Raw genomic sequence first — 19,545 nt, 5'->3', positions numbered from 1 at the left:
AAGCCGGTGACACCTGAAGCCGCTCACGCCAACCGGGCTTGCTCGGAGGCAGGCGTCGAGGGTGGGATTGGTGACTGGGGTGAAGTCGTAACAAGGTAGCCGTACCGGAAGGTGCGGCTGGATCACCTCCTTTCTAGGGAGTCTCTTCCCGCCCGTCGCGGTGGGAAGATCCCAGGTCGAACGGGAAATCGCAAGGTTTCCTGATCTCCTGTTCTTGTCCGCCAGAGCGTTGTTCCGAATCCCGAAACGTGGTTAGTCGCCTGCTCTTTGCCTGCCACTCTTCAGCGGTCAAGGTGTACAGTAGCGACGCGCGGTGGCCTTTCCAAATGGAGAGGCCACCGCGCTGCATTTCTCATCCGTTGTTCTTTCTGGAAAAGCGCCGAAAATGCGGCGCTCTCAAGTACCCGCATGGAAGCAAGGAAAGGAACTCTCATCATGCCACGCCGTCAACCAGCACGTTCCGCCCGCAATGAAATACCGCTTCCCCAGCAGGCCGAAACACCCCCTCCTACCGACGATCCAACCTACCAGGCGCTCCTCAAGGCAGAAAACGAAGCCTATCTGGCCTGGCTCCAATATCGTCCCGATGGCAAGAATGATAAGCAGAGCCTCAGCGCCCTGCGCGGCGTGTACGAAGAGCGAGTCAATACCCGCAAAGCCTATCAGCACAAAGTAGAGGCGCATCGGCTCACATAGCCTGCTTCGGTACAAAAATTGCGAAAGGAAGAGCGGTCATCCGGCGGCGCAGGACACAGCACCTCTCAGAAAGCAGGTGAATCCCGATGCACATCTCTTCCGAATCTCTGCCAGCAGACGTAAGCGGCCTGCTCCACGCACCCGCTGCCTCCCCTTCTGGACCGCTGGATTTTTCTTCCCTGCTGGCGCCCAATGCCGAGCGCCTGGGGCGATGGTATGGTGAACACCTGGGGCGCGAACGCCGCTGGGCGCTCATCGTAGAACCCCATCGCAAAATCGCCGAACTGATCGCCTATCTCCTCGATTTCGAGCTGGGCATTCAGGCCGTCTCTGTGCCAGGCCCCAGGCTCATCCCCAGCCTCTTCCGTCGCTGGGCGCCCGATCTGGTGGTGGCCGAAGTCCCCGCCATCAAGGGCGCGCCCTCGGCTGAAGACCTGGGGAGCCTGCGGCCCGTTCTGGAGGTGGCCCAGGAGCAGCGTTCGCCCCTGCCGGTCATTCTCTGCACAACCTATATGGAAGTGACCCCCGCCATGGCGCGCAGCGCAGGCTTTGCCGGCCTGATCTACAAACCGTTCCTGCCTTCCACCCTGGTTGCTACGGTGCGCATGGTCCTGGGCGGCGGCAGAGAGATGGGCAAGAGTATCCGCCTTCCTTCAGTTTCTGTCTGAGCAGGGGCCACTGACTCCCGTTTGCGGCTCCCATAGTGCGCATGGTACGATGGAACCTGCGGACCAGCCTATATCTTCTCCCTACCAGCGCGCACAATGAGCCAGAAAACGATTGCAACAATTGATATTGGCAGCAACACCATCCACCTTGCCGTTGGCGCCTCCGATGGCGAGGAACTGACGCTGCTCTGCGACGAATCGGAAATGCTGCAACTGGGCCAGGACGTGGCGGCATCCGGTCGCATCCCCGACGCCAGAGTGAAGCAGAGCGTGGAGGCGCTGCGCCGCTTCAAGGCGCTCAGCGAGGAGCTTCACGCCGAAACGCTGATCGTGGTCGCTACAGAGGCTGTGCGAGCGGCGCGCAACAGCGAACCGTTTCTGGAAGCCATCCGCAGCGGGATCGGGATCGAGGTACAGGTCATCTCCGGGATGAACGAAGCGGCTTTCACCTTCCTGGGGGCCACACACGGGCGGAATCTGGCGGCAACTGTTGCCGTCGCTGATCTGGGCGGCGGCAGCCTGGAACTGCTCATTGCCGAAATCGGCCAGATGCCCTGGAGCGTCTCTTTGCCGCTGGGCGGATCGTTCCTGCGCGAGCGATACGCGCCCGCCGACCCGCCGCAGCGCGCAGAACTGGCGGCGCTGCACTACTTCCTCAACACCTATCTGGCGCACCTTGCCATTCCGGCGCGCCCCCAGCAGCTTATCTTCGCGGGCGGCACAGTCAACGCGCTGCTGCGGCTGATTCAGCGGGCGCGCAACATCGAGATCAGCCATACCTCGCTGACTCCCGATGACCTGGAAGACGCGCTGCTCTTGCTCCAGACCAGCCCGGCGGAGACGATTGCCCGGCGCTATGATCTGCGCGTCGAGCGCGCGCGCGTGCTGGGCGTGGGCGCAATGGTCGTGCTGGCGCTAATGCTGCGCCTGGGTGTCGTGCAGGTGGAGATCACGCCGCATGGTATCCGCGAGGGCATCATCCTCTCCTACGCGCGCTATGGCGACAACTGGCTGACCGATGCGCGCTCGTCCGAGTTTCAGCGGCGCTTGCGCGCCTCTTTGCGCACCGGCAGCGCCCCCACCGGCAGACTGAGCCTGACAACGCGGACCATGAGGGCGCTGGGCTTCTCATCGCGCTACACCCCGCAACTGCCGGGGGTATCCGGCAGCTTCCGCGAAGTGGGCCACGACACGCTGGCGCAGCGTTTCGAGCAGATGATTACCTTCCGCGCCGCCGTACTGGCCGACGAAGACCCGGAAGCACTGCACGATATGCGCGTGACGGCGCGCCGACTGCGCACCGCGCTGGATACCTTTGCCGCCTGCTATCCACACGCGCCCTTTCAGGCATTCAACAAACAGGTGAAAGGGCTGCTGCGCGCCTTGGGCCAGGTGCGCGATACCGATGTCTTGCTGGAGCGGCTGACCACCGACCTGGCCGACGCGCCCGACGACCAGCGCGAAGGCATCGCCTGGCTCATCGAGCGCGTCAGGGTCTATCGCGCCGAACAATTCCAGAACCTGCGCAGCCAGCTCCGCGAATCGAAAATCGAAGGCATGGAGGCCGCTTTTCTGGCGTTGCAGGGACAAACGCCGCGCGCTGTCCCCACATCGTAGCTTGAGCGCAGCAGCGCCATCCTGGCGCGCGCTACGCCTGATGCTCCGGGCGATACGGGGCCTCGTCATCAATATTACCAACGAAATCTGGCAGCGACGTATGCCCCAGCACTTGCCGGATCGCTATGTTTTCACCGGTATGATACCAATAATGATAAATGACGCGCTGAAGCAGGTTTCCAAAGGTGATGCCGCTGGGCTGACCATCTATGATCACGTGTTCTTGCAGTTTTTCAGTGGTCAGCATATCCAGCCAGGGATCGGCGGCCTGAGTAATCGTCTGCCAGGCCGCCCAGGCTGCATCGAGCGCGGGCGTGCTGGCCGGTCCGCCAGAGGCAAACAGATCATTGACGTGTGGCAAAAGCATCTGCCCCTGGGCGCGCCAGAGCCAGTAGCGTTGCTCTTGCCAGGCGAGATGCCCAATGTTCCAACTGATGCAATTCATCGGCATGACGCGCCGCCGCGCGTCCTCATCGGTAAGGCCCGCGAGCGCGCGTTGAAACTCGCTGCGCGTAAAGCGCAGTTGCAGGACGAGGGGATGCAGCATAAGCAGACCTCCAGCTATACAGCCAATCATTCGCCACAAAAGTAGCACAAATGTTCTTTATTGTCAATCCTGAGAACGCAGTGATTGGGGGTATAATAAAAGGTGGGCGCATCTTCTGCGAGAAAGTATGGATAAACACCCCTGTTCGCCCAAATCTGCGTTCATCTCGCAGCAAGGATCAGCGATGGCAAACGCCAGGATACAAGCGCATATTCGGCCCTATGGGACCGTCACTGAAAATGCTCGGCGCATTTTGCGCGCGCGGCTGGCGGAACTCTACGTCTGGGCGCAGTATGCGCACGACGAGAGCCGGGTCCGCGAGCAGCACCAGATGCGTATTGCCGCCAAACGGCTGCGCTACACGCTGGAACTCTTCCGCGATTTCTTGCCTGAACAGGCTGGCGATTGTATCAAAGCCTTGAAAGGGGTACAGGACGTGCTGGGTCTGCTCCATGATTGCGATGTTCTCATCGCCATCCTGCGCAGCGCCTCGTTCGCGCCCGATGAGGAGACCGCCCTGTTTGCGGTGGTCCCCGAAGCGCAAGACCTGCCCCCCGCGCTGCTGGAGGCGCTGGGTCAGCCGACGCGCCTGGATGGCTTGTCCTCCAGGTCGTCCGGGAAGCGGAAGAAAGGAAAACAGAGCAAGGACGCACCAGCGAAGAAACGCCCAAACGCGCACAAGCAGGCTCGAAAACAGACGAAAATGGGCCGGAGAAAACGCGCGATCATGCTGGCCGAAGAGGCGCGCTCGCCAGCGCGCCCCAACGACGAGCAGCGAGCGGCTCTGGAACACTTCTTGATCGCCAAAGCGCGCGAACGTGAGAGCCTCTATCGGCAGTTTGTAAAGCGTTGGGACAAAATGGAAGAGCGCGAAAATCGCGCAGCCATCCTTCATCTCGTGGAGGGGGCCGAGACAACAGGCCGCTTCCAGGCTCGTCCCGTTGCAGCCCATGATGCGCTCAAGCCAGCGCAGCAGCTATAAACAGCAAATGATAAAGGGGAAGGCAGGTATGGCGCTCAATCATTACCCAACTCGCAACCTCAGCCCCAACCCCACCCCAAAAGAAACGATGCTCTGTGGGGGTCTGGAGGTCGAAGACTGGCCGCACGCCCGGCAGGTTGCCCGGCTGTCGCTGATGCTCTTCAAGGCGACGCAGCCGCTGCACGCGCTCGACCAGCGCGCCGCCCTGCTGTTGGAGCGGGGCGCGCTGCTGCACAACGCGGGCATGCTCATTTCGCCAACAGCGCATCACAAGCATTCATTTGCGCTGATTAGCAAAACGCCCCTGCCCGATGTCTCCCAGGAGGAGCGCCACGAGATCGCCTGCATTGCGCGCTATCACCGCCGCGCCCTGCCCAAAAAGAGCCACCCGGAGTACGCGCAGTTGGATAAAGCGGCGCGCAAGCGGGTGAACCAGCTTGCTGCATTGATACGCATTGCCGACGCGCTCGATTACGGCCACGATGGCCGCGTGGAATATATCAGCGGCGAGATCGAGCAAGACGCTGTGCGCTTCTTCATCATCCCGCAGCATGGCTTGCACGCCGACGTGGAGCTTGATCGTGCCCGCCAGAAGGCCGATCTCTTTGAGAAAGCATACAAATGCCAGGCGCGTTTTCTGGAAAAGCGGGCAGAATAGCAGCCTCCCTGAATCAGAGCATCTCAACTTTGTCTTTGTGGTCTCTGTACCAGATCATCAGGCAGCGTAAAAGGCAAATCACGCCGCAGGCGATAACGAGCAGCCCGACAACGGTACACGGATGAATCATCTCCGGGCCGGAAGTTACACTGAGAGAAGTAGAGGATGATGAGCAGGGGGGATTACCAAGGCCACACGTGATCGGGTAGGCAAATCTGGTGACTTGCGTCTCAAATCCAACAAGCCATGCGCCCATGAGACCCAACACGAGCGCCCATCCCAAGAGCCAGGCGATGCGGCGACCAGCATGGTCGTTTTGTGAAGAAAGCGAAGAAGTACCCGCTGATCGTGTTTCCAGTTGTGCCTGATTTTCTGCGTCGCTCATTGATTTCATAAGTCCATTCAAGGATGCTGATATTATCCGGCGGGGAGCAGCGGCTCCATGCGCGCCTGGATGTCGGCCAGAACCCTGGGGATCGGGCGCATGGCGTCAATCACCTGGAAGCTATATTCAGGCGCCATCTGCCGAAACTCTGTGAGTATCATCCCCTGATAGATGATGAAGCTTTCATACAGGTCCGGCCCCAGGCGCATATCCATGCCCGACTCCCAATAATCGAAGCGCCCCCGCCGCAGGATACGCCGGATCAGCGGGTCCAGGTCAATATCCAGGTAAAAAATGGCGTCGGGCCTCAAGGCCAGCCCATACACCTGCTTCACCCACTCGCGGTCGGCCCCGCGCACGATGGCCCGCGCCATCAGCGAATAGATATAGCGGTCCGTTAGCACAATAAAACCGGCGCGCAAGGCAGGCAGGATCTGATTCTCAAAGCGGTCCACAAAATCAGTGGCATAGAAGAGGTCCATCGTCAGCGGGCCGAGCGTATGGCCTTGCTTGGCCTCATCAATTCCGCGCCCGGCCAGCGCAGAGCGGCGCTGGCCGGTATCAATCACCGCGTAGCCGCTGCTCTCCAGCCAGGTGCGCAGGTGCTGAATCTGCGTCGAACGTCCGACGCCATCTGTTCCCTCGATGGCAAAGAGCCTGCCGGGGAGCAGCCCCTCTTCCGAGCGCACGCGCACGGTATCAATGCCATAGAAAGCCACCTGCGTCATAGAAGCTGCTCCGTTTTGCGCTTGCGCCCGACACTCTCGCCGCCGTTGGCAGCAGCGCCCATCTGCCACCGGCCTGCATGATTCTGGCGGTCACGATGCAGGCCACGCAGGAAGGGCCGCACCATGTCGCGGATGTGCAGTTGCTGCTCGGTGATGGGCTGCAAGGCATCCAGAACCGTCAGGCCAAACTCATCAACCATTTTTTCATATTCGGTGACAATGCGTTTCTGGAACATCTTAAAGCTTCGGGTGGGGTCCGTTGAGAGGTTCAGGTCCATCCCCGCTTCATAATATTTGAGTTCCGCCCGGCTGCCTAAAATCCGCTTGAGCGATTCATCCAGCGGGACGCGAAAATAAAAGGCGATAGTTGGCTTCACGGCAAATTGATAGAGATGGCGCACCCACTGCGGATGCACGCCGCGCGCCACATCGCGGGCAAACGCCGTATAAATATAGCGGTCGGCCAGCACAATCGCGCCCGCTTTCAGCGGCGGGATAATCTCCTGTTCGGTGCGATCAGCGAAGTCGGTGGCGTGCAGCAGACTAAAGGTAGTGGGGGTCAGCAGTTGCTTTTTCTTGCCGCGCCTGGTGGTGCGCTGGACGAGCGGCGAAGAGTTCCACTCGCTAAAGAAGACGGGGTAGCCCTCGCTCACCAGCCACTGGCGCAGGAGGGCAATTTGCGTGCTTTTGCCCGACCCATCCACCCCCTCAACGACAAACAGCCGCCCTGGGAAATGGTGTTCACCGTAGCGTTCCACGATTGCCTCCGCTCCAGAGAGGGCCAGATAGTTTTCAGAGAATACTCGGATACTGCTATGAGATGCGTTCCAGATTATAAATGGGCAGCGTGACTTTCACCCCTCGTTCCAGGCGCACGTAAACGGCCCGCGCGTGAACCCCAGAGGGGAGCAGTTGGGGGCGCTGAAACGTTTGCACAACCTGGCCGATCTCCCCCGCGTATTCACCGCTGCTCACCCGGACAATAGCGTTGTTCATAATGCGTGGGTCGGCCTTCACCGCAGGCGGGCGCGCCCCTGGCGGCAGCGAAATCAATAGCTCAGGGCGACGGTTGCGACGTGGATTTGTTGTCCCGCTCAGCAGAGCATAGTCGCCGCCATGCTGGCGCAGCAGCGCCAGCGTCGAGCTTGCCATCGGATGGCTGCCCAGCCCTTCAGTAAAGAGCAGCGTCGGCAGCGGGCGTGGACTCTCAGGCACTGGCAGGCCATCCAGCAAAGCGGTCAGGTCCAGCCCCAGCGCGGCCTCCAGGTCCGCAACTGCCATGCTGCTTGCCACCAGCCCGACGACCTCGGCTTTGGTCGCGTGTTCCAGCAGATCGCGTGTCAGCGGTCCTGGCGCCACCAGAATGACACCGCGCGTCAGGGGAATCATGTCCGCAGGCACTTTCAGCGCCTCTTTCGAGAGAATATTCAACTCACCGACGGCCTGTTCACCTACCCCGATCAACCCCTGTACCACCGCTACCAGCCCCTCGATGGTGACGCCGCGCGCGTTGGCCTCCAACACCTGCCCACGCAGACCAGCGCGGAGCGTCTGAGCGCCAAATCGGTGAGGAGCAAACGGCGCGCTGCCCGCCGTACCTACCGGATTCAGGCGAGCAATCGTCTGGTCGGCCTGGACTTCCTGGCCGACTTCCACCAGCGTCAATCCGGGGCGGTCCATGCGCCGCTCGCGCCGCACCGTAATCCCTGGAATAACCGGCCATCCAAGGGGGTAGTTCATTCGCTCTCCTCCGCCTGCGCGCGTGCCATCGTTGGGGTTCAGCCTCCGATTGCCTGCCTCCACTGGGCTAATTTTGCCCGGCGATAGGCAGGCTGAGGAGACAACGAGAGAGGCCGACCACGCGCATCAATAATCAGCCCAATGATGCCGCCCTCGATGGCTTCACCAGCACGAGCCTGCTCGCCTGGTCCCAGACCAACATCAATGGTACGGGCCGGAAAGAGGGTAAGCATAGCCTGCTCATTTGCCGCCAGGGGAACGACCTCGATGGAGCCGTAGGCCACTTCCAACGTTTTCTTGCGGCCATCCATATAGTCCACCTGCAATTTCAGTGCCGGTTCCCCATCTTCGGCCTTGCCAAAGGGCGATACGACTGTACCCAGCCGCTGCAACACGGCATCGTTTTCTGTCGCCTGTACGGCGGCCACCGGGTCCACCGTCGCCACGACCCCAAGCTGCGGAGCCAGCGCGACGGTATCCAGCACCAGCGAAGAGACGCTGCGCGGCTGAATGGTATCGAGCAGCATCAGCGCGGCCTGCCCATAGCGAGGCACATGCGCCAGCACACCACCTGCCCCCAGGATCAGGTCCAGATGGGGCAGCGTACCCAGTTCTGCGCCGGGCTGTTGCAGCGCCAGGAAGACGGCCTCGCGGGTCAGAGCATGCTCGATCTCCAACTCGCGCGCGGTATAGGGCAGCAAGCGGGGTTGAATCATCTTTTCCAGCACAAACTGACGCAGTTCCGCCTCGCTGATCTCAAACGTCAGCCAGCGCGCGATACGCTCATAGCCCACCGAGCGCAGCACCACGCCCAGTCCCGAAGCCACGCCCGCGTTGGCATGCACCGATGGCAAGAACTCGCCGTGTTCGCCCGCAACCATCACCGAGGTGGCGCTGGCCCCCACGTCAACCCCCACGACATTCATGCCATAATGCTGCGCCAGAAAGCGAACCAGGCTGCTGAATGAAGTGGCCGTCGCCATCGGCGGCGAAGACATCCAGCCGTTAAGGCGATGATACCCTGGAATGGAACTGAGGATCTGGCGCTCGTGCAGCGAACTGACCGCCACGCCGAGCGGGCGCAGGTTGTGCGGCGTAAACGGCTCTGCCTGGCGTACATCGGCCTGCGGCCCCAGTTCCCGGCGCAGGCGCTCATAGTGCTGCGGGCTGCCGGTGTAAATGACCGGCATGCGCTCCATCGGGTGCAGGACAGGGATTTTGGCGGTGGCATGCGCGAAAGAGACGCCCGGAACATTGGGGTTCTCGCTTTGCGCGCTCAATACCTCTTTCAAGGCCAGCGCCAGCGCCTGGGCGGTTGCCGAAGAGATACCCTGTCCGCGCGCCGCGCCCGACTCTGCCAGCAGGATAGCGCGGGGATTCAGGCGGCGAAGCTGCTCGACCTGCAAGAGCCACTGCAAATCCGGGCCACCGTTGAGACCAGAGCTGGCGCGCTCCGCAGGGGGAAGCTGCACAAGCTCCACATCCGCGTAGACGCCAGCAACCGCCTGTTGGGCGGTTTCGGCCAGCGCCTGCTCATCTTTGCTTACCGCGCCGCGCGCGCTGGTGGAAACTGAGGCAATCATCGCCACCGTCAGCGGGCCACCGGCGCTGAGCGCCACGACAAAGGCATCCACGCCATCGCCATCGGTTTGCTCCGGGGTGATGATCTGGCCCCGGCTGGCGATTCTGCGGCCAGTGATGCGTTCCAGTTCATAGATGGCCTGCAACAAACCAACGGTAATATCACGGTAGGGGGGAAAAGCAGTTGTTGGCGTCTCCGCGCGCGCCAGCAAGCGATATTGCCCTTCGACCACTCCCAGCAGCGCCACTTTGGTAAACACCGAGCCGCAGTCAGCCGCGAGAATCGAACGCGAAACAGCCCCTCGAACGCCAAGGGCGGCGCTCAACACGGACTGGCCGCCAGGCGCGGGCGGTTTTCTGACTCTCTGTTCCGATGATTGGATGCTCATGAGCCGCCAAATCCCAGCATTCGCTTTAGCTTTGCAAACATCCCACTCGGCGGTCCGACCTCATCATCCTCATAGCCCTGCTCATACCCTGGACCGCCCTCCCAGCCTTCATCTTCTGGGCGATACCCGTAGTTCTGTGGCGCTCCGCGCCCCTGCGGGCCTCCAGGGTAATCCCCATACCCGCGCCCACCAGAGGGAGCCTGTTCGCGGCCCCCGGTGATGCCAGAGCCAGGTTCTCTGTACTCTCGCGGAGCCTCGGCCACCCCTCTCCCCTCAAAACCACCCGGCCAACTGCCAGCAGCGCGCGGGCCGCCGCTCTGATCGCCTCCCCACTCCTGTTCACCCGCAAAGGCGCTCTGTGGCTGGTTGGGATAGCCCGACATCGGCGGCTGATTCCAACCGCCCATCTCGCCGCCTCCCCACTCCTGCCCCTGGAGCGGGCCACTGCGCTGACCCAGGGGGCCGCTTCTATCTACCGCTGGCATCTCGCGCGAAGGGCGCCTGCCCTGGGGCTGGCTTCGTTGATCTTCGCCAGCAGTAGGACCAAGCACCGACGAGAAGACACTGGCCGCTGCCTGACTGGGAGCGCGATCTGGCTCGGTTGGCAGGCGTGGGCGACGAGGCACGCGCGCCTGCGGCCCCTCTTCCTGGCCGCCTTCCATCGGCTGAGAGCCAGGCCGCTGAACGCCTTCCTGGCTGCGCATCCATTCCGGGAGATCGCTGGGATTGATCAGCGACGCCGCCGAAAAGCCACCCTCGTCAGGATCGCCACGACTCCAATCCGCCTCAGACCCACCCGCGCTCATCTCCGGGTGGGGAGGGAGCGCGCCGCTCTGGGCTGGTCGCAGCCAGTCGGGCAGCGCGTCAGAGTCAATCAGGCTGGCGGCAGAAAAACCGCCCGTCTGATCTGAGGATGGGTCGGATGAGGAAGGGCCTCCGAAGGCCGGGCGCCCGGTATCAGGCCCAAAGCCAGCAGGCGCGCCAGGACCGCTGACGCCCGCGCCAGCGTTTTCAGCGCCTTTCAGCCAGACAGGCAATGCGCCAGTATCCACCAGATCAATGGCAGAAAACTCGCCCGTCTGCTGTTTGGAAAATCCAGCAGGGATAGGGGTGATCTTCGAGCTTGGCGGGCGCATCTCTGGAGCCGACGGCGCTGCCGAAGCTCCTGGGGACTGACTCGCGCCCGGTTCCTGCGCCTTGAGCCAGGTGGGCAGCGCCTGCGTATCCACCAGTTCTGCCGCTGAAAAAGCCCCCGACGCGCCGCCCAGGGGCGCGTCCTGCCCAGGCGAGTCAGAGGCCATGCCAGAACCCAACGTAGGTTCCTGATCCTTCAACCAGGTAGGCAGCGCCTGCGTATCCACTAATTCTGCCGCTGAGAACAGGCCGGAGCCGCCCCCCGATGGACCGGCTTGATCTGGTCCAGGGAACTGATCTGACAGCCGCTGCGGCTCCTGATTCTTCAGCCAGGCAGGTAAAGCGTATGTATCCACCAGTTCCGCCGCTGAAAAGCCCTCTGAAGCGCCGCCTGGCTCGTCAGGCGGCTCCATCGCTCCGGCGGTCATCTCTGACCCCAACTGCGGCCCCTGGTCCTTGAGCCAGGTGGGCAGCGCCTGCGTATCCACCAGTTCCGCCGCTGAAAAAGCCCCCGACGCGCCGCCTTCGCGGTCTGCCCCGCCCTCAAATGCAGGGGAGAACACGTCTTTTGCCGTCGCGGGCGCCCCTCCATCGTCCAGATCACGCAGCCACTCGGGCAAATGCGCTTCATCAATCAGCGAATTCCCCGAAATCGGCTCAGCAGCGCCTCCGCTGGCTGACGAAAATGGCGCTTGCTCGAATCCCAGGCTGGCGCGCGCCTCTGGCTGGGCAGCAAGTGGAGGGGACGAGAGTATATCCCCGATACTGGGAAGCGGCGATGTCTGAGTCGCTTCCTGAATCCAGGTAGGTATAGAGCGTTTATCAAGCAGATCCGAACCTGAGAGCTTCGGCGGGCCAGAGCCAGCCGACGCCCCTTCTGCATAAAGCGGCGGCACATTGGCATCGGCATACACCTGCTGAAGCCACTCTGGCAGCGCCTCATCATCGGCTGCGCCTTCATCAGAAGCGGCGGCTGATTGTTTCCTACCACGTTCAGCGCCGATATTTCCGGCCCTCACTGAATCTGAAACCGTGAATGGCAGGGGCAGCGGCTCCGTCTCGCCCCTGCTGCGCAGCCAATCGGGAAGCGATGACTCATCAATCAGCGACGCGCCATCAAAAGGTGAGGACGGTGACGGAGCCAGAGAGGAGGAATCGCTCGTGGCCGGGCGCGCGGCAGCCTGGGGATTCGACGGTGATGGGCTGGCGGGCGCGTCTCCGCCCTGGTCCGCCCGGCGCAGCCACTCTGGCAGCGCATCTTTATCCACCAACGAGCCAGCGGAAAGGCCACCGGCAGGCTGGGCGAAGGGAGAAGCAGGCTGACCACCTTCGGAACGCCATGCCTCCGGCGCTCCTGCCTCGCCAGCCCGTTGCGCGCCCGCTGGAGGAAAACCCTGGCTCCGCTGCATTCCTGGGAAGGGATCAGTGTGCCTGGGCTGCTGGTCAAAAGGCGAACGGGGCGCAAACGGGTTCTGGTTCCCGGTATTGGGCTGGCGCGCGCTGCCGCCAAAGTCAAATCCCTCCAGCGGGGGCAAAGCGGCATCCACACGGCTGACGCTAAAAGGGTCTGTTCCTGGGGCGGAGCCGCCGGAAGGGTCGCGCCTATCAGGCGTTGGCGGGCGGTAAGAGCCTGCCGGAAATCTTCTCCCGGAGCGTAAAGCCCCGGTGTTCAAGTGACTCAGATCAGGCGGCGCTCCAGGGTCCATAGCGCGCAGCCAATCGGGGAGATGCGCATCGTGTCCAGAGTCCTGCCCACGGCCAGGATTGGCTCGCGGCCCACTGAGAGAGGCCGGGCCGCTGCCTCCCGGCGGGGGCGCGGCAGGCCGAGGCGTCCGAGGCGGGCGCTGCGAGAGCCAATCTGGCAACTGCCCTTGATCGAGGAGTGAAGAGGAGGAAAACAGGTCATCTGTCGCGCGCCTGCCACCAGCAAGATAGGGTGAGGGACCAGAGGTCGGCGACCTGGGCGAAGTTGGCTGGCTTGGCGCGCCGGGCGCAGCAGCGCCCGGCCAGGCGTCTCTGGGCGCATTGCCTGATGGTCGTGGAAAGCGCCCACCTCCCCGCCCCCCACGCGGAGCAGGCCCCGGCATTGAAGGATTCAACCAGTCAGGAAGCTGCGCGGGGTCAATCAAAGAAGGCGCCCGCCAATTGGAGGGGGGAACTGATGGCCCCGAATTGAACGGCCAGGATGGCTGGTTCGGATTGGCAGGACCAGATGATGGAGGGGGCGGAAACCCGGAAAGTGGGCCGGGCAGTGGTGGCAGCAGAGAAGAATCCCGCTTCTCCTGGGCGCGTTGGCGCGCTCCCATTGATCCAGCGGCGCTACTTCCAGGCACGATATTCATCACCGGAGTGCCACAGTGGTGGCAGACAGTTGCCGTTGCCGGCAGCACACTACCACAACGATTACAAGTGGTCACGAGCGCTCCTCACTTTCGCTCTCCTAAAATCGAGAGGCGGATCAAACACCCCACCCCCGCATACTCTCGTCGTTCAGCCGGGCAGAGAAGCCTGGGTAACGGCCCCGCTCAGATTGCGCGTGCTCTTTGGTATTGCAACATACCCAAGTCTATCACCCTTTGTTCACCTTGGCAACATACACATAGGCCAAATGGCCTATCTTGGCCCCATTTCTTGACCCTGCTCAAAAGGCAATGCTATCATCACCCTCGTAAGGTCTCAGCCCGCCCCCCAAAAGAGGGGTCTGTGGCTGAGTACGTGGCTCTGATGCTCGCCTGGGTCGCCTGAGAGCAGCCCACTCAACACCGAGCGCGGACCAATCTTTGCTCGCCAGAGCCGGGTGGCCCTGGCGACGCATGGATGCCTCAAGCGCCTGATAGGTGATGACTCTCTACCAGGGAAGGTAGCGTAAGGTTAGCAGGAGGTCTCTGATGCGTATCCAATGTCCTGAGTGCGGTATACTGCGTCCAGCCAGCGCCGACCCCTGCCCTTCTTGTGGAGCGGATGCTCCGGCCTCTGCCGGGGGAAAACGCGCAGGAAGCGGCACATCGCTGCGCCAATGGAAACAGCGTTATCAAACGGGGCAGCTACCTGGCATCTCACCAGGAGCATCAGGTATAGGCAATTCCCGCCAGTTCCCAGGCCGGACCAGTGGGCCGCTGACATCAGGGCAAGGACAATCCAACCCCGACTGGGGCAATGAATCGCCCTCCAGTTCCATTCCTCCCAGATCCACCTCTGGCAGCCGCCTCTCAGGCCCGCTGACGCCCCCGCCTGGGACGATGCCGCCCGGGCGCAAGTCGGGCAGCCTTTCATCGTCCTTATGGCAGCGCGCAACGGCCCCCACCCCGCCACCGCCGGGCCGAACCAGCGGCCCACTGAGCAATCCTGGTCGCAACAGCGGCATGCTCAGCCGAAACCCAGGCAGCGAGGCAGGTAATACTTCCACATCCTGGAAGTGGCGCAATCAAGGCGCGACTGGAGGCAGCGGCTTCTCGCATCAGATGGACGAAGCCGAATACGACGAGCAGGATGGCTATCAGAACGACGAGCAGGAAGAAGACATGCCCCCCCAGGCATCAGGGCGCTTCCGCTCCGGTTCCATGCTGCCAGTTCCCTACCAGGGCGGACGCCGATCCTGGAATCAGTCTGCCGAATACGGCGAACTAGATGTAGAGGGCGGTAGTTCCACCAATTTACCCGCGCCAATGGGCATGCAGAACAGCATGGCATTCCCTATGATGGACGATTCCATGCTCTATCAGCTTGCCCCTGGCCGCAAGGCGCCCGCCTTTATTCCCGCCACACGCCCGCGCCGCCCCTATCGGCTCAGCCGCTACCGGGTTATCAGCGGAACGATCAGCCTTGCCCTGGTCTTGATGGCTGTCGTCGGTGGGCTGGCCTTCCTGGGGGTCCACAGCGGGCTGGCCGAGCGCATCTTAGGCTCCTCACCGCTCGCAGCGCGCCCTCCCTCCTTCCAGCAGACCCCGGTGCCCGCGCTTACTGGCACACCGCAGGCGACTCCCTCTGACAACCCGGCTGCCAAGGCCATTACAAACGTCACTACGGCGCTGCACTACAGCAGCAGCTTTGATCCCATCAATCCGACCAGAACGTTCCAGACAGGCCAGAACGTCAATGTCCTGTGGAAAGTGAAGAACGCGAAGGCCAACGATGTCATCTCGGTGATCTGGTATCAAGGCGACAGCGCCGTGACCACCAACAACACGCTCAATACCCAGCAGAAATTCCCCAAGGCTGGCCCCTTCAATGGCCGCTTCGCCCTGTGCTATCCTACGAGTGGGATGGGCAAAGCCGAACTCTATTGGAACAACCAGCTCTCTCAGACCATTGAATTTGCGGTGCAAGGCCCGCCCGCGTCATGCGCAAACAACTGAACAGTATCGAAGACGTAGGCCGACCCGGCCAGGCCGGGACCGCAGACAACACGCAGCAGAACCGGCACATGGCTTGAAGCCATGTGCCGGTTCTGCTGCGTGCGCGCGTGTGCAGCTTCAGATGGTCCACAGGCTGCCCTGCGCCGGGTTGTTCGGCACAGGCAGGCCCAGATGCTCATAGGCCAGGCGCGTGGCAATGCGCCCGCGCGGCGTGCGCGCCAGAAAGCCAAGCTGCAACAAATATGGCTCGTAGACATCCTCGATAGTCTCGCTCTCCTCGCTGGTGCTGGCCGCCAGCGTCTCCAGCCCCACCGGCCCGCCATCGAACTTCTGAATGATGGTCAGCAGCAGCGTGCGGTCGCTCTGGTCCAGTCCTTTTTTATCAACTTCCAGCGCGGCCAGCGCCTCCTCGGCCAGCGGCCCATTGATCTTGCCATCGGCCTTGACCTGCGCGTAATCGCGCACGCGCTTCAGCAGGCGATTGGCAATGCGTGGGGTACCGCGCGCCCGATGGGCAATCTCCCCCACGCCCTCCTCATCCATCGGCACGCGCAAGATGCCCGCCGAGCGCCGCAGAATCTGCTGAAGCGCTTCAGGATCATAGAAATCCAATCGGTAGATCGCCCCGAAGCGATCACGCAGCGGCGCGGTCAGCGCGCCTACGCGCGTCGTCGCGCCCACCACCGTAAAGTGCGGCAGACTGAGGCGCAGGCTGCGGGCGCTGGGGCCTTTGCCGATCATCAGGTCCAGCGCGAAGTCCTCCATAGCTGAATACAGCCGCTCTTCGACCACCCGGCTCAGCCGATGAATCTCATCAATGAACAGCACATCCCCAGGCTGCAAGGCCGTCAGAATCGAGGCCAGGTCTCCGGCATGCTCAATCGCCGGACCGGAGGTCGTCTTGAGGTTGACACCCATCTCCGAAGCAATGATCATGCTCAGCGTCGTCTTCCCCAGCCCCGGCGGCCCATAGAGCAGCACATGATCAATACACTCATCGCGCCCCCTGGCGGCATCAATCAGGATGCGCAGATTCGCCTTGACTTTCTCCTGGCCGATATATTCTTCCAGTCTGCGCGGGCGCAGACTGCCATCAAGGACGGCTTCTTCCTCGCTCACCTGCGGGGAAAGGATGCGGTCAGCCACGACGCGGCTCCTTCTGACTGAAACTGGTGTTCTAACTGCTGGCCCCCATTATACCAGATCAGGCGCGCCCTGGCAAGCAGCCGAAAACCGGTTCTCCCTCTTCAGCCGTTTCAGGCAGGCTAGCGTGATTCTACTGGTGTTACGTCGTTGGCGGTCAGCCGTTGTACGTTCACGGGAGAGTTAACCTGATTGGCGCGTTCCTGCTAGCTGAAGGCTGGCAGCGCCAGCGCGCCGGAGCGCAGCACCGCTAGCAACACGAGAAAGGACGCTATGGAGATTCAGCGCGTCCATCGGATGGAAGCCGCGCAGGCGCGCGGCGTCGTCATCGTCATTGACGTTATCCGCGCCTTTAGCGTGGCGGCCTATGCCCTCGCAGGCGGCGCGCGGGCGCTCTGGCTGGTGCGCGCAGTAGAAGATGCCCTGGCGCTGCGCCAGCGAGAACCAGAAGCCTTGCTGGCGGGCGAGGTTGGCGGGCGGCTCATCCCCGGCTTCGACTTCAACAACTCCCCGTCGCAGATGGCCCAGGCGCGTATCCAGGGGCGGCTGCTCATTCAGCGCACAGGCGCGGGAACACAGGGAGCCGTCGGCGCCATCAACGCGACCCATCTGCTGCCTTGCTCGCTCGTCAATGCCCGCGCCACAGCAGCTTATGCGCGCCAGCTAGCAACATCCACCGACGGACTCATTACCTTGATGCCGACGGAAACCAGAGGGAGCGAGGGCGTGCAGCCGATGGAAGACCAGCTCTGCGCCGATTATCTGGAGGCGCTGCTCACCGGGCAAGCCGATCCGCCAGCGGTTCTGGCCGCTGGCATCGCGCGGCTCCGCGCGTCAGGACGATTCGCTATTTTTGAGAGCGGCTCCTCCGATTTTCCCGTCGAGGACATTGCCGCCTTCCTGGCCGCAGATCGCTTTCATTTCGCTATGATCGGTGTGCGCGAGCAATGGAACCAGATAGCCTACATTCATGTGCAGCGAGTAGGCATATCACCAATGGAGTCATAAAGGTTCCACCAATTATCGGGGGTCACTTGTAGCGCCGCCATCTTGGCGGCCAGCGTTGGCCTGCTGGTCCGATAGCCTGGAGGGCGCACGCTCGCCTTGGCGCAGCGTTGGCCGCCAGGATGGCGGCGCTACCAGTAACACGCCTCGCTTGCCAACACCTCAGATTTGGTAGAACCAGTCATAAAGACAGACTGGCATCCCGGGCGCTTTTCGGGTATCATTGAAAGTACACCTCAGCGTCGTTTTGCTAGAGAAAAGCGCGCCTGGCATTCCAGACGATCAGCCGAGCCAGGCAGCAGGAGGATTTTTGTGGCGCAGCACCCGCAAATTGAAGAGCAGTTTGTGACCCTGAACGGACGAAAGTTGCATTACGCGGTAGCCGGACGACAAGACCATCCGGCAGTCCTCCTGGTACATGGCGCCCATCCTTCGCTTACGTGGAAAGTCTGGGATCAGAACATCGGCGGATTGGCTGAAACGCTGCAAGTGTTTGCGCTGGATATGCCTGGCTATGGGCAATCGGCGCGGCACGAAGGGGTATCGCTGGACCCCTATCCCTATGAACACTTTGCCATGACGCTGGTGGATTTTGTCGCCGAACTGCGCATCGGCCCGGCGACCCTCATCGGCTCCTCTGCCGGAGGCGGCGCGAGCTTGCTGGCGGCGGCCAATAATCCCGCGCTGGTGCGACGGCTGGCGCTGGTGGATAGCAATGCCGCAAAGAATGAATTACTGCGCAGGCACGCCAGCGAGATTCGTTCACCGACCCTGCTGATCTGGCAAGAAGGCGATGAGGTCAGCCCCGTTGAAGATGGCCGGGCGCTGGCCGCCCTGATTCCTGGGAGCCGCTTTGAACTCCTTTCGGGGATTGATCGTCCCGCGCCAGAGCAGCAGAACTATCATTGTCACTGGCCCCATCGGTTGAATCCTGAGCGATTCAACCGGCTTGTGTTGGATTTCCTGAAGGCATCATGAACATTACCATCCGCTACTTTGCCCGCTATCGAGAAATCGCCGGGCGAAACACCGAGCCATTCGCCCTGGAAGATGGCGCGACCGTCGCCCAGGCAGGTCAGGCGCTTATCGCTCGCTATCCCGATCTGGCAGAACTGCTGCCGCGCTCGATCTACGCCGTCAACCGGCAGTACGTGCCTGCCGACACACCCCTGCGGGAAGGCGACGAACTGGTCTTTATCCCGCCAATGGGAGGAGGCGCCGCGTCAATGATCCCACTCATCAAGATTACCCGCGAGCCATTGGACCGCGACGCCATCATCGCGGCTGTCGCGCACCCTGAAGCGGGCGGCATCGTCACCTTCGAGGGCGTCGTGCGCAACCACGCGCGCGGCAAGCAGATTCGCTACCTGGAATACGACGCCTATCCTGAAATGGCCGAGGAACAATTTGCGCGCATCGCCGCCGAAGCGCAAGAGCGTTGGGGGCCAGCCCGCATCGCCATCTGGCATCGCATTGGTCGGCTGGAGATTGGCGAGGCCAGCGTCATCGTTGTCGTGGCAACGCCGCACCGCGCCCAGGCGTTCGAGGCGTGTCGCTACGCCATTGACACGCTGAAAACCACGGTACCCATCTGGAAAAAAGAGGTGGCCGAGGACGGGGAAGAATGGGTCGAAGGCTAGGGGCGCTCAGGGCAGCTTGCAATCAAACCAGACCGTACCCGTCTTGCGATCAGTTGTCACGCGCAAGACTTCCAGGCTGATCTGATCGCCCACCTGCTGCGCAATCTGCTCCACATCGTAGATGCGCGCGTGTCGCATCACTTCGGGGGCATCCAGCCGGGCAATGGTGGCGCGAACATAGGGGCGCTCTGCGCCTTGAAAGCTGGCGCGCAGGCCCGCCTCTTTCTCCACAAGAGTCCCCTCAAGCGTCTGCATGCGGTTGCTCCTTATCACCAGA

General features: G+C 62.2%; 18 protein-coding genes and 1 rRNA gene. 10 read left to right on the top strand and 9 right to left on the bottom strand.

Annotated features, from left to right (window positions below; genetic code table 11):
- From VH599_22615 to VH599_22600, 4 genes are all read left to right on the top strand, one after another.
- Positions 1-133: ribosomal RNA gene (locus VH599_22615) — 16S ribosomal RNA — on the top strand; the annotation flags it as partial.
- 302 nt (positions 134-435) lie between these two features.
- Positions 436-696, top strand: a complete 261-nt coding sequence (locus tag VH599_22610; GenBank protein HEY7351119.1) for a hypothetical protein — start codon at positions 436-438, stop codon at positions 694-696.
- 86 nt (positions 697-782) lie between these two features.
- Positions 783-1,364, top strand: coding sequence for a hypothetical protein (locus VH599_22605; GenBank protein ID HEY7351118.1), 582 nt, complete (start codon positions 783-785; stop codon positions 1,362-1,364).
- A gap of 96 nt (positions 1,365-1,460) precedes the next feature.
- Positions 1,461-2,981, top strand: a complete 1,521-nt coding sequence (locus VH599_22600) for a CHAD domain-containing protein (GenBank protein HEY7351117.1) — start codon at positions 1,461-1,463, stop codon at positions 2,979-2,981.
- A gap of 31 nt (positions 2,982-3,012) precedes the next feature.
- Here VH599_22600 and VH599_22595 read toward each other — a convergent pair whose 3' ends face one another.
- Entirely contained in the window at positions 3,013-3,528 is a 516-nt protein-coding gene (locus VH599_22595; protein ID HEY7351116.1) for a DinB family protein, read from the bottom strand.
- 184 nt (positions 3,529-3,712) lie between these two features.
- On the opposite strand from VH599_22595, the gene VH599_22590 reads away from it, so the two are divergent.
- Both VH599_22590 and VH599_22585 read left to right on the top strand, forming a co-directional pair.
- Positions 3,713-4,510 carry a CHAD domain-containing protein gene (locus tag VH599_22590; protein ID HEY7351115.1) on the top strand — a complete coding sequence of 266 codons (798 nt, stop codon included), beginning with the start codon at positions 3,713-3,715 and terminating at the stop codon, positions 4,508-4,510.
- A 28-nt stretch (positions 4,511-4,538) separates the two neighbouring features.
- Complete coding sequence (locus VH599_22585; protein ID HEY7351114.1) at positions 4,539-5,168, top strand: hypothetical protein; 630 nt, start codon at positions 4,539-4,541, stop codon at positions 5,166-5,168.
- A 13-nt stretch (positions 5,169-5,181) separates the two neighbouring features.
- On the opposite strand, the gene VH599_22580 is transcribed toward VH599_22585, so the two are convergent.
- From VH599_22580 to VH599_22555, 6 genes are read right to left on the bottom strand one after another with little or no spacing between them, the layout of a single operon-like run.
- Complete coding sequence (locus VH599_22580) at positions 5,182-5,553, bottom strand: hypothetical protein (GenBank protein HEY7351113.1); 372 nt, start codon at positions 5,551-5,553, stop codon at positions 5,182-5,184.
- A gap of 32 nt (positions 5,554-5,585) precedes the next feature.
- Complete coding sequence (locus tag VH599_22575; GenBank protein ID HEY7351112.1) at positions 5,586-6,281, bottom strand: thymidylate kinase; 696 nt, start codon at positions 6,279-6,281, stop codon at positions 5,586-5,588.
- On the bottom strand, positions 6,278-7,039 hold the full coding sequence (locus VH599_22570; GenBank protein HEY7351111.1) for a thymidylate kinase: 762 nt from the start codon (positions 7,037-7,039) through the stop codon (positions 6,278-6,280). Before VH599_22570 ends, VH599_22575 begins: the two co-directional genes overlap by 4 nt.
- A gap of 55 nt (positions 7,040-7,094) precedes the next feature.
- Positions 7,095-8,021, bottom strand: coding sequence for a hypothetical protein (locus VH599_22565; protein ID HEY7351110.1), 927 nt, complete (start codon positions 8,019-8,021; stop codon positions 7,095-7,097).
- A 38-nt stretch (positions 8,022-8,059) separates the two neighbouring features.
- Positions 8,060-9,991, bottom strand: coding sequence for a glutamate mutase L (locus tag VH599_22560; GenBank protein ID HEY7351109.1), 1,932 nt, complete (start codon positions 9,989-9,991; stop codon positions 8,060-8,062).
- On the bottom strand, positions 9,988-13,542 hold the full coding sequence (locus VH599_22555; GenBank protein ID HEY7351108.1) for a hypothetical protein: 3,555 nt from the start codon (positions 13,540-13,542) through the stop codon (positions 9,988-9,990). Before VH599_22555 ends, VH599_22560 begins: the two co-directional genes overlap by 4 nt.
- Positions 13,543-14,013: 471 nt before the next feature.
- On the opposite strand from VH599_22555, the gene VH599_22550 reads away from it, so the two are divergent.
- Positions 14,014-15,480: a hypothetical protein gene (locus VH599_22550; protein ID HEY7351107.1), complete on the top strand. Its 1,467-nt coding sequence runs from the start codon at positions 14,014-14,016 to the stop codon at positions 15,478-15,480.
- Between the two features lie 117 nt (positions 15,481-15,597).
- On the opposite strand, the gene ruvB is transcribed toward VH599_22550, so the two are convergent.
- A complete protein-coding gene (ruvB, locus tag VH599_22545; protein ID HEY7351106.1) occupies positions 15,598-16,626 on the bottom strand; it encodes a Holliday junction branch migration DNA helicase RuvB in 1,029 nt (342 codons plus the stop codon).
- Positions 16,627-16,896: 270 nt separating this feature from the next.
- Between ruvB and VH599_22540 the strand changes: the two genes are divergently transcribed.
- The 3 genes from VH599_22540 (at position 16,897) to VH599_22530 (ending at position 19,268) form a co-directional block, all read left to right on the top strand.
- Complete coding sequence (locus VH599_22540; GenBank protein ID HEY7351105.1) at positions 16,897-17,631, top strand: 2-phosphosulfolactate phosphatase; 735 nt, start codon at positions 16,897-16,899, stop codon at positions 17,629-17,631.
- 309 nt (positions 17,632-17,940) lie between these two features.
- The gene (locus VH599_22535; protein HEY7351104.1) at positions 17,941-18,606 is read left to right on the top strand and encodes an alpha/beta fold hydrolase; all 666 of its coding nucleotides are present in this window, start codon (positions 17,941-17,943) and stop codon (positions 18,604-18,606) included.
- Positions 18,603-19,268: a molybdenum cofactor biosynthesis protein MoaE gene (locus tag VH599_22530; protein HEY7351103.1), complete on the top strand. Its 666-nt coding sequence runs from the start codon at positions 18,603-18,605 to the stop codon at positions 19,266-19,268. Before VH599_22535 ends, VH599_22530 begins: the two co-directional genes overlap by 4 nt.
- A gap of 6 nt (positions 19,269-19,274) precedes the next feature.
- Here VH599_22530 and VH599_22525 read toward each other — a convergent pair whose 3' ends face one another.
- Positions 19,275-19,523 (bottom strand): hypothetical protein, encoded by a 249-nt coding sequence (locus tag VH599_22525; protein ID HEY7351102.1) that lies wholly within the window; start codon positions 19,521-19,523, stop codon positions 19,275-19,277.
- Positions 19,524-19,545: the final 22 nt, after the last annotated feature.

This window comes from Ktedonobacterales bacterium, assembly GCA_036557285.1.
Classification (GTDB): domain Bacteria; phylum Chloroflexota; class Ktedonobacteria; order Ktedonobacterales; family DATBGS01; genus DATBHW01.
The sequence above is the reverse complement of the archived record's forward strand: the minus strand, read 5'-3'. Positions and strand labels throughout refer to the sequence as shown.

Bases quoted from the DNA above. Each gene is read 5' to 3' on its own strand.
- VH599_22610 (HEY7351119.1), top strand. From the start codon at position 436: ATGCCACGCCGTCAACCAGCACGTTCCGCCCGCAATGAAATACCGCTT.
- VH599_22605 (HEY7351118.1), top strand. From the start codon at position 783: ATGCACATCTCTTCCGAATCTCTGCCAGCAGACGTAAGCGGCCTGCTC.
- VH599_22600 (HEY7351117.1), top strand. From the start codon at position 1,461: ATGAGCCAGAAAACGATTGCAACAATTGATATTGGCAGCAACACCATC.
- VH599_22595 (HEY7351116.1), bottom strand. From the start codon at position 3,528: ATGCTGCATCCCCTCGTCCTGCAACTGCGCTTTACGCGCAGCGAGTTT.
- VH599_22590 (HEY7351115.1), top strand. From the start codon at position 3,713: ATGGCAAACGCCAGGATACAAGCGCATATTCGGCCCTATGGGACCGTC.
- VH599_22585 (HEY7351114.1), top strand. From the start codon at position 4,539: ATGGCGCTCAATCATTACCCAACTCGCAACCTCAGCCCCAACCCCACC.
- VH599_22580 (HEY7351113.1), bottom strand. From the start codon at position 5,553: ATGAGCGACGCAGAAAATCAGGCACAACTGGAAACACGATCAGCGGGT.
- VH599_22575 (HEY7351112.1), bottom strand. From the start codon at position 6,281: ATGACGCAGGTGGCTTTCTATGGCATTGATACCGTGCGCGTGCGCTCG.
- VH599_22565 (HEY7351110.1), bottom strand. From the start codon at position 8,021: ATGAACTACCCCCTTGGATGGCCGGTTATTCCAGGGATTACGGTGCGG.
- VH599_22560 (HEY7351109.1), bottom strand. From the start codon at position 9,991: ATGAGCATCCAATCATCGGAACAGAGAGTCAGAAAACCGCCCGCGCCT.
- VH599_22550 (HEY7351107.1), top strand. From the start codon at position 14,014: ATGCGTATCCAATGTCCTGAGTGCGGTATACTGCGTCCAGCCAGCGCC.
- VH599_22540 (HEY7351105.1), top strand. From the start codon at position 16,897: ATGGAGATTCAGCGCGTCCATCGGATGGAAGCCGCGCAGGCGCGCGGC.
- VH599_22530 (HEY7351103.1), top strand. From the start codon at position 18,603: ATGAACATTACCATCCGCTACTTTGCCCGCTATCGAGAAATCGCCGGG.
- VH599_22525 (HEY7351102.1), bottom strand. From the start codon at position 19,523: ATGCAGACGCTTGAGGGGACTCTTGTGGAGAAAGAGGCGGGCCTGCGC.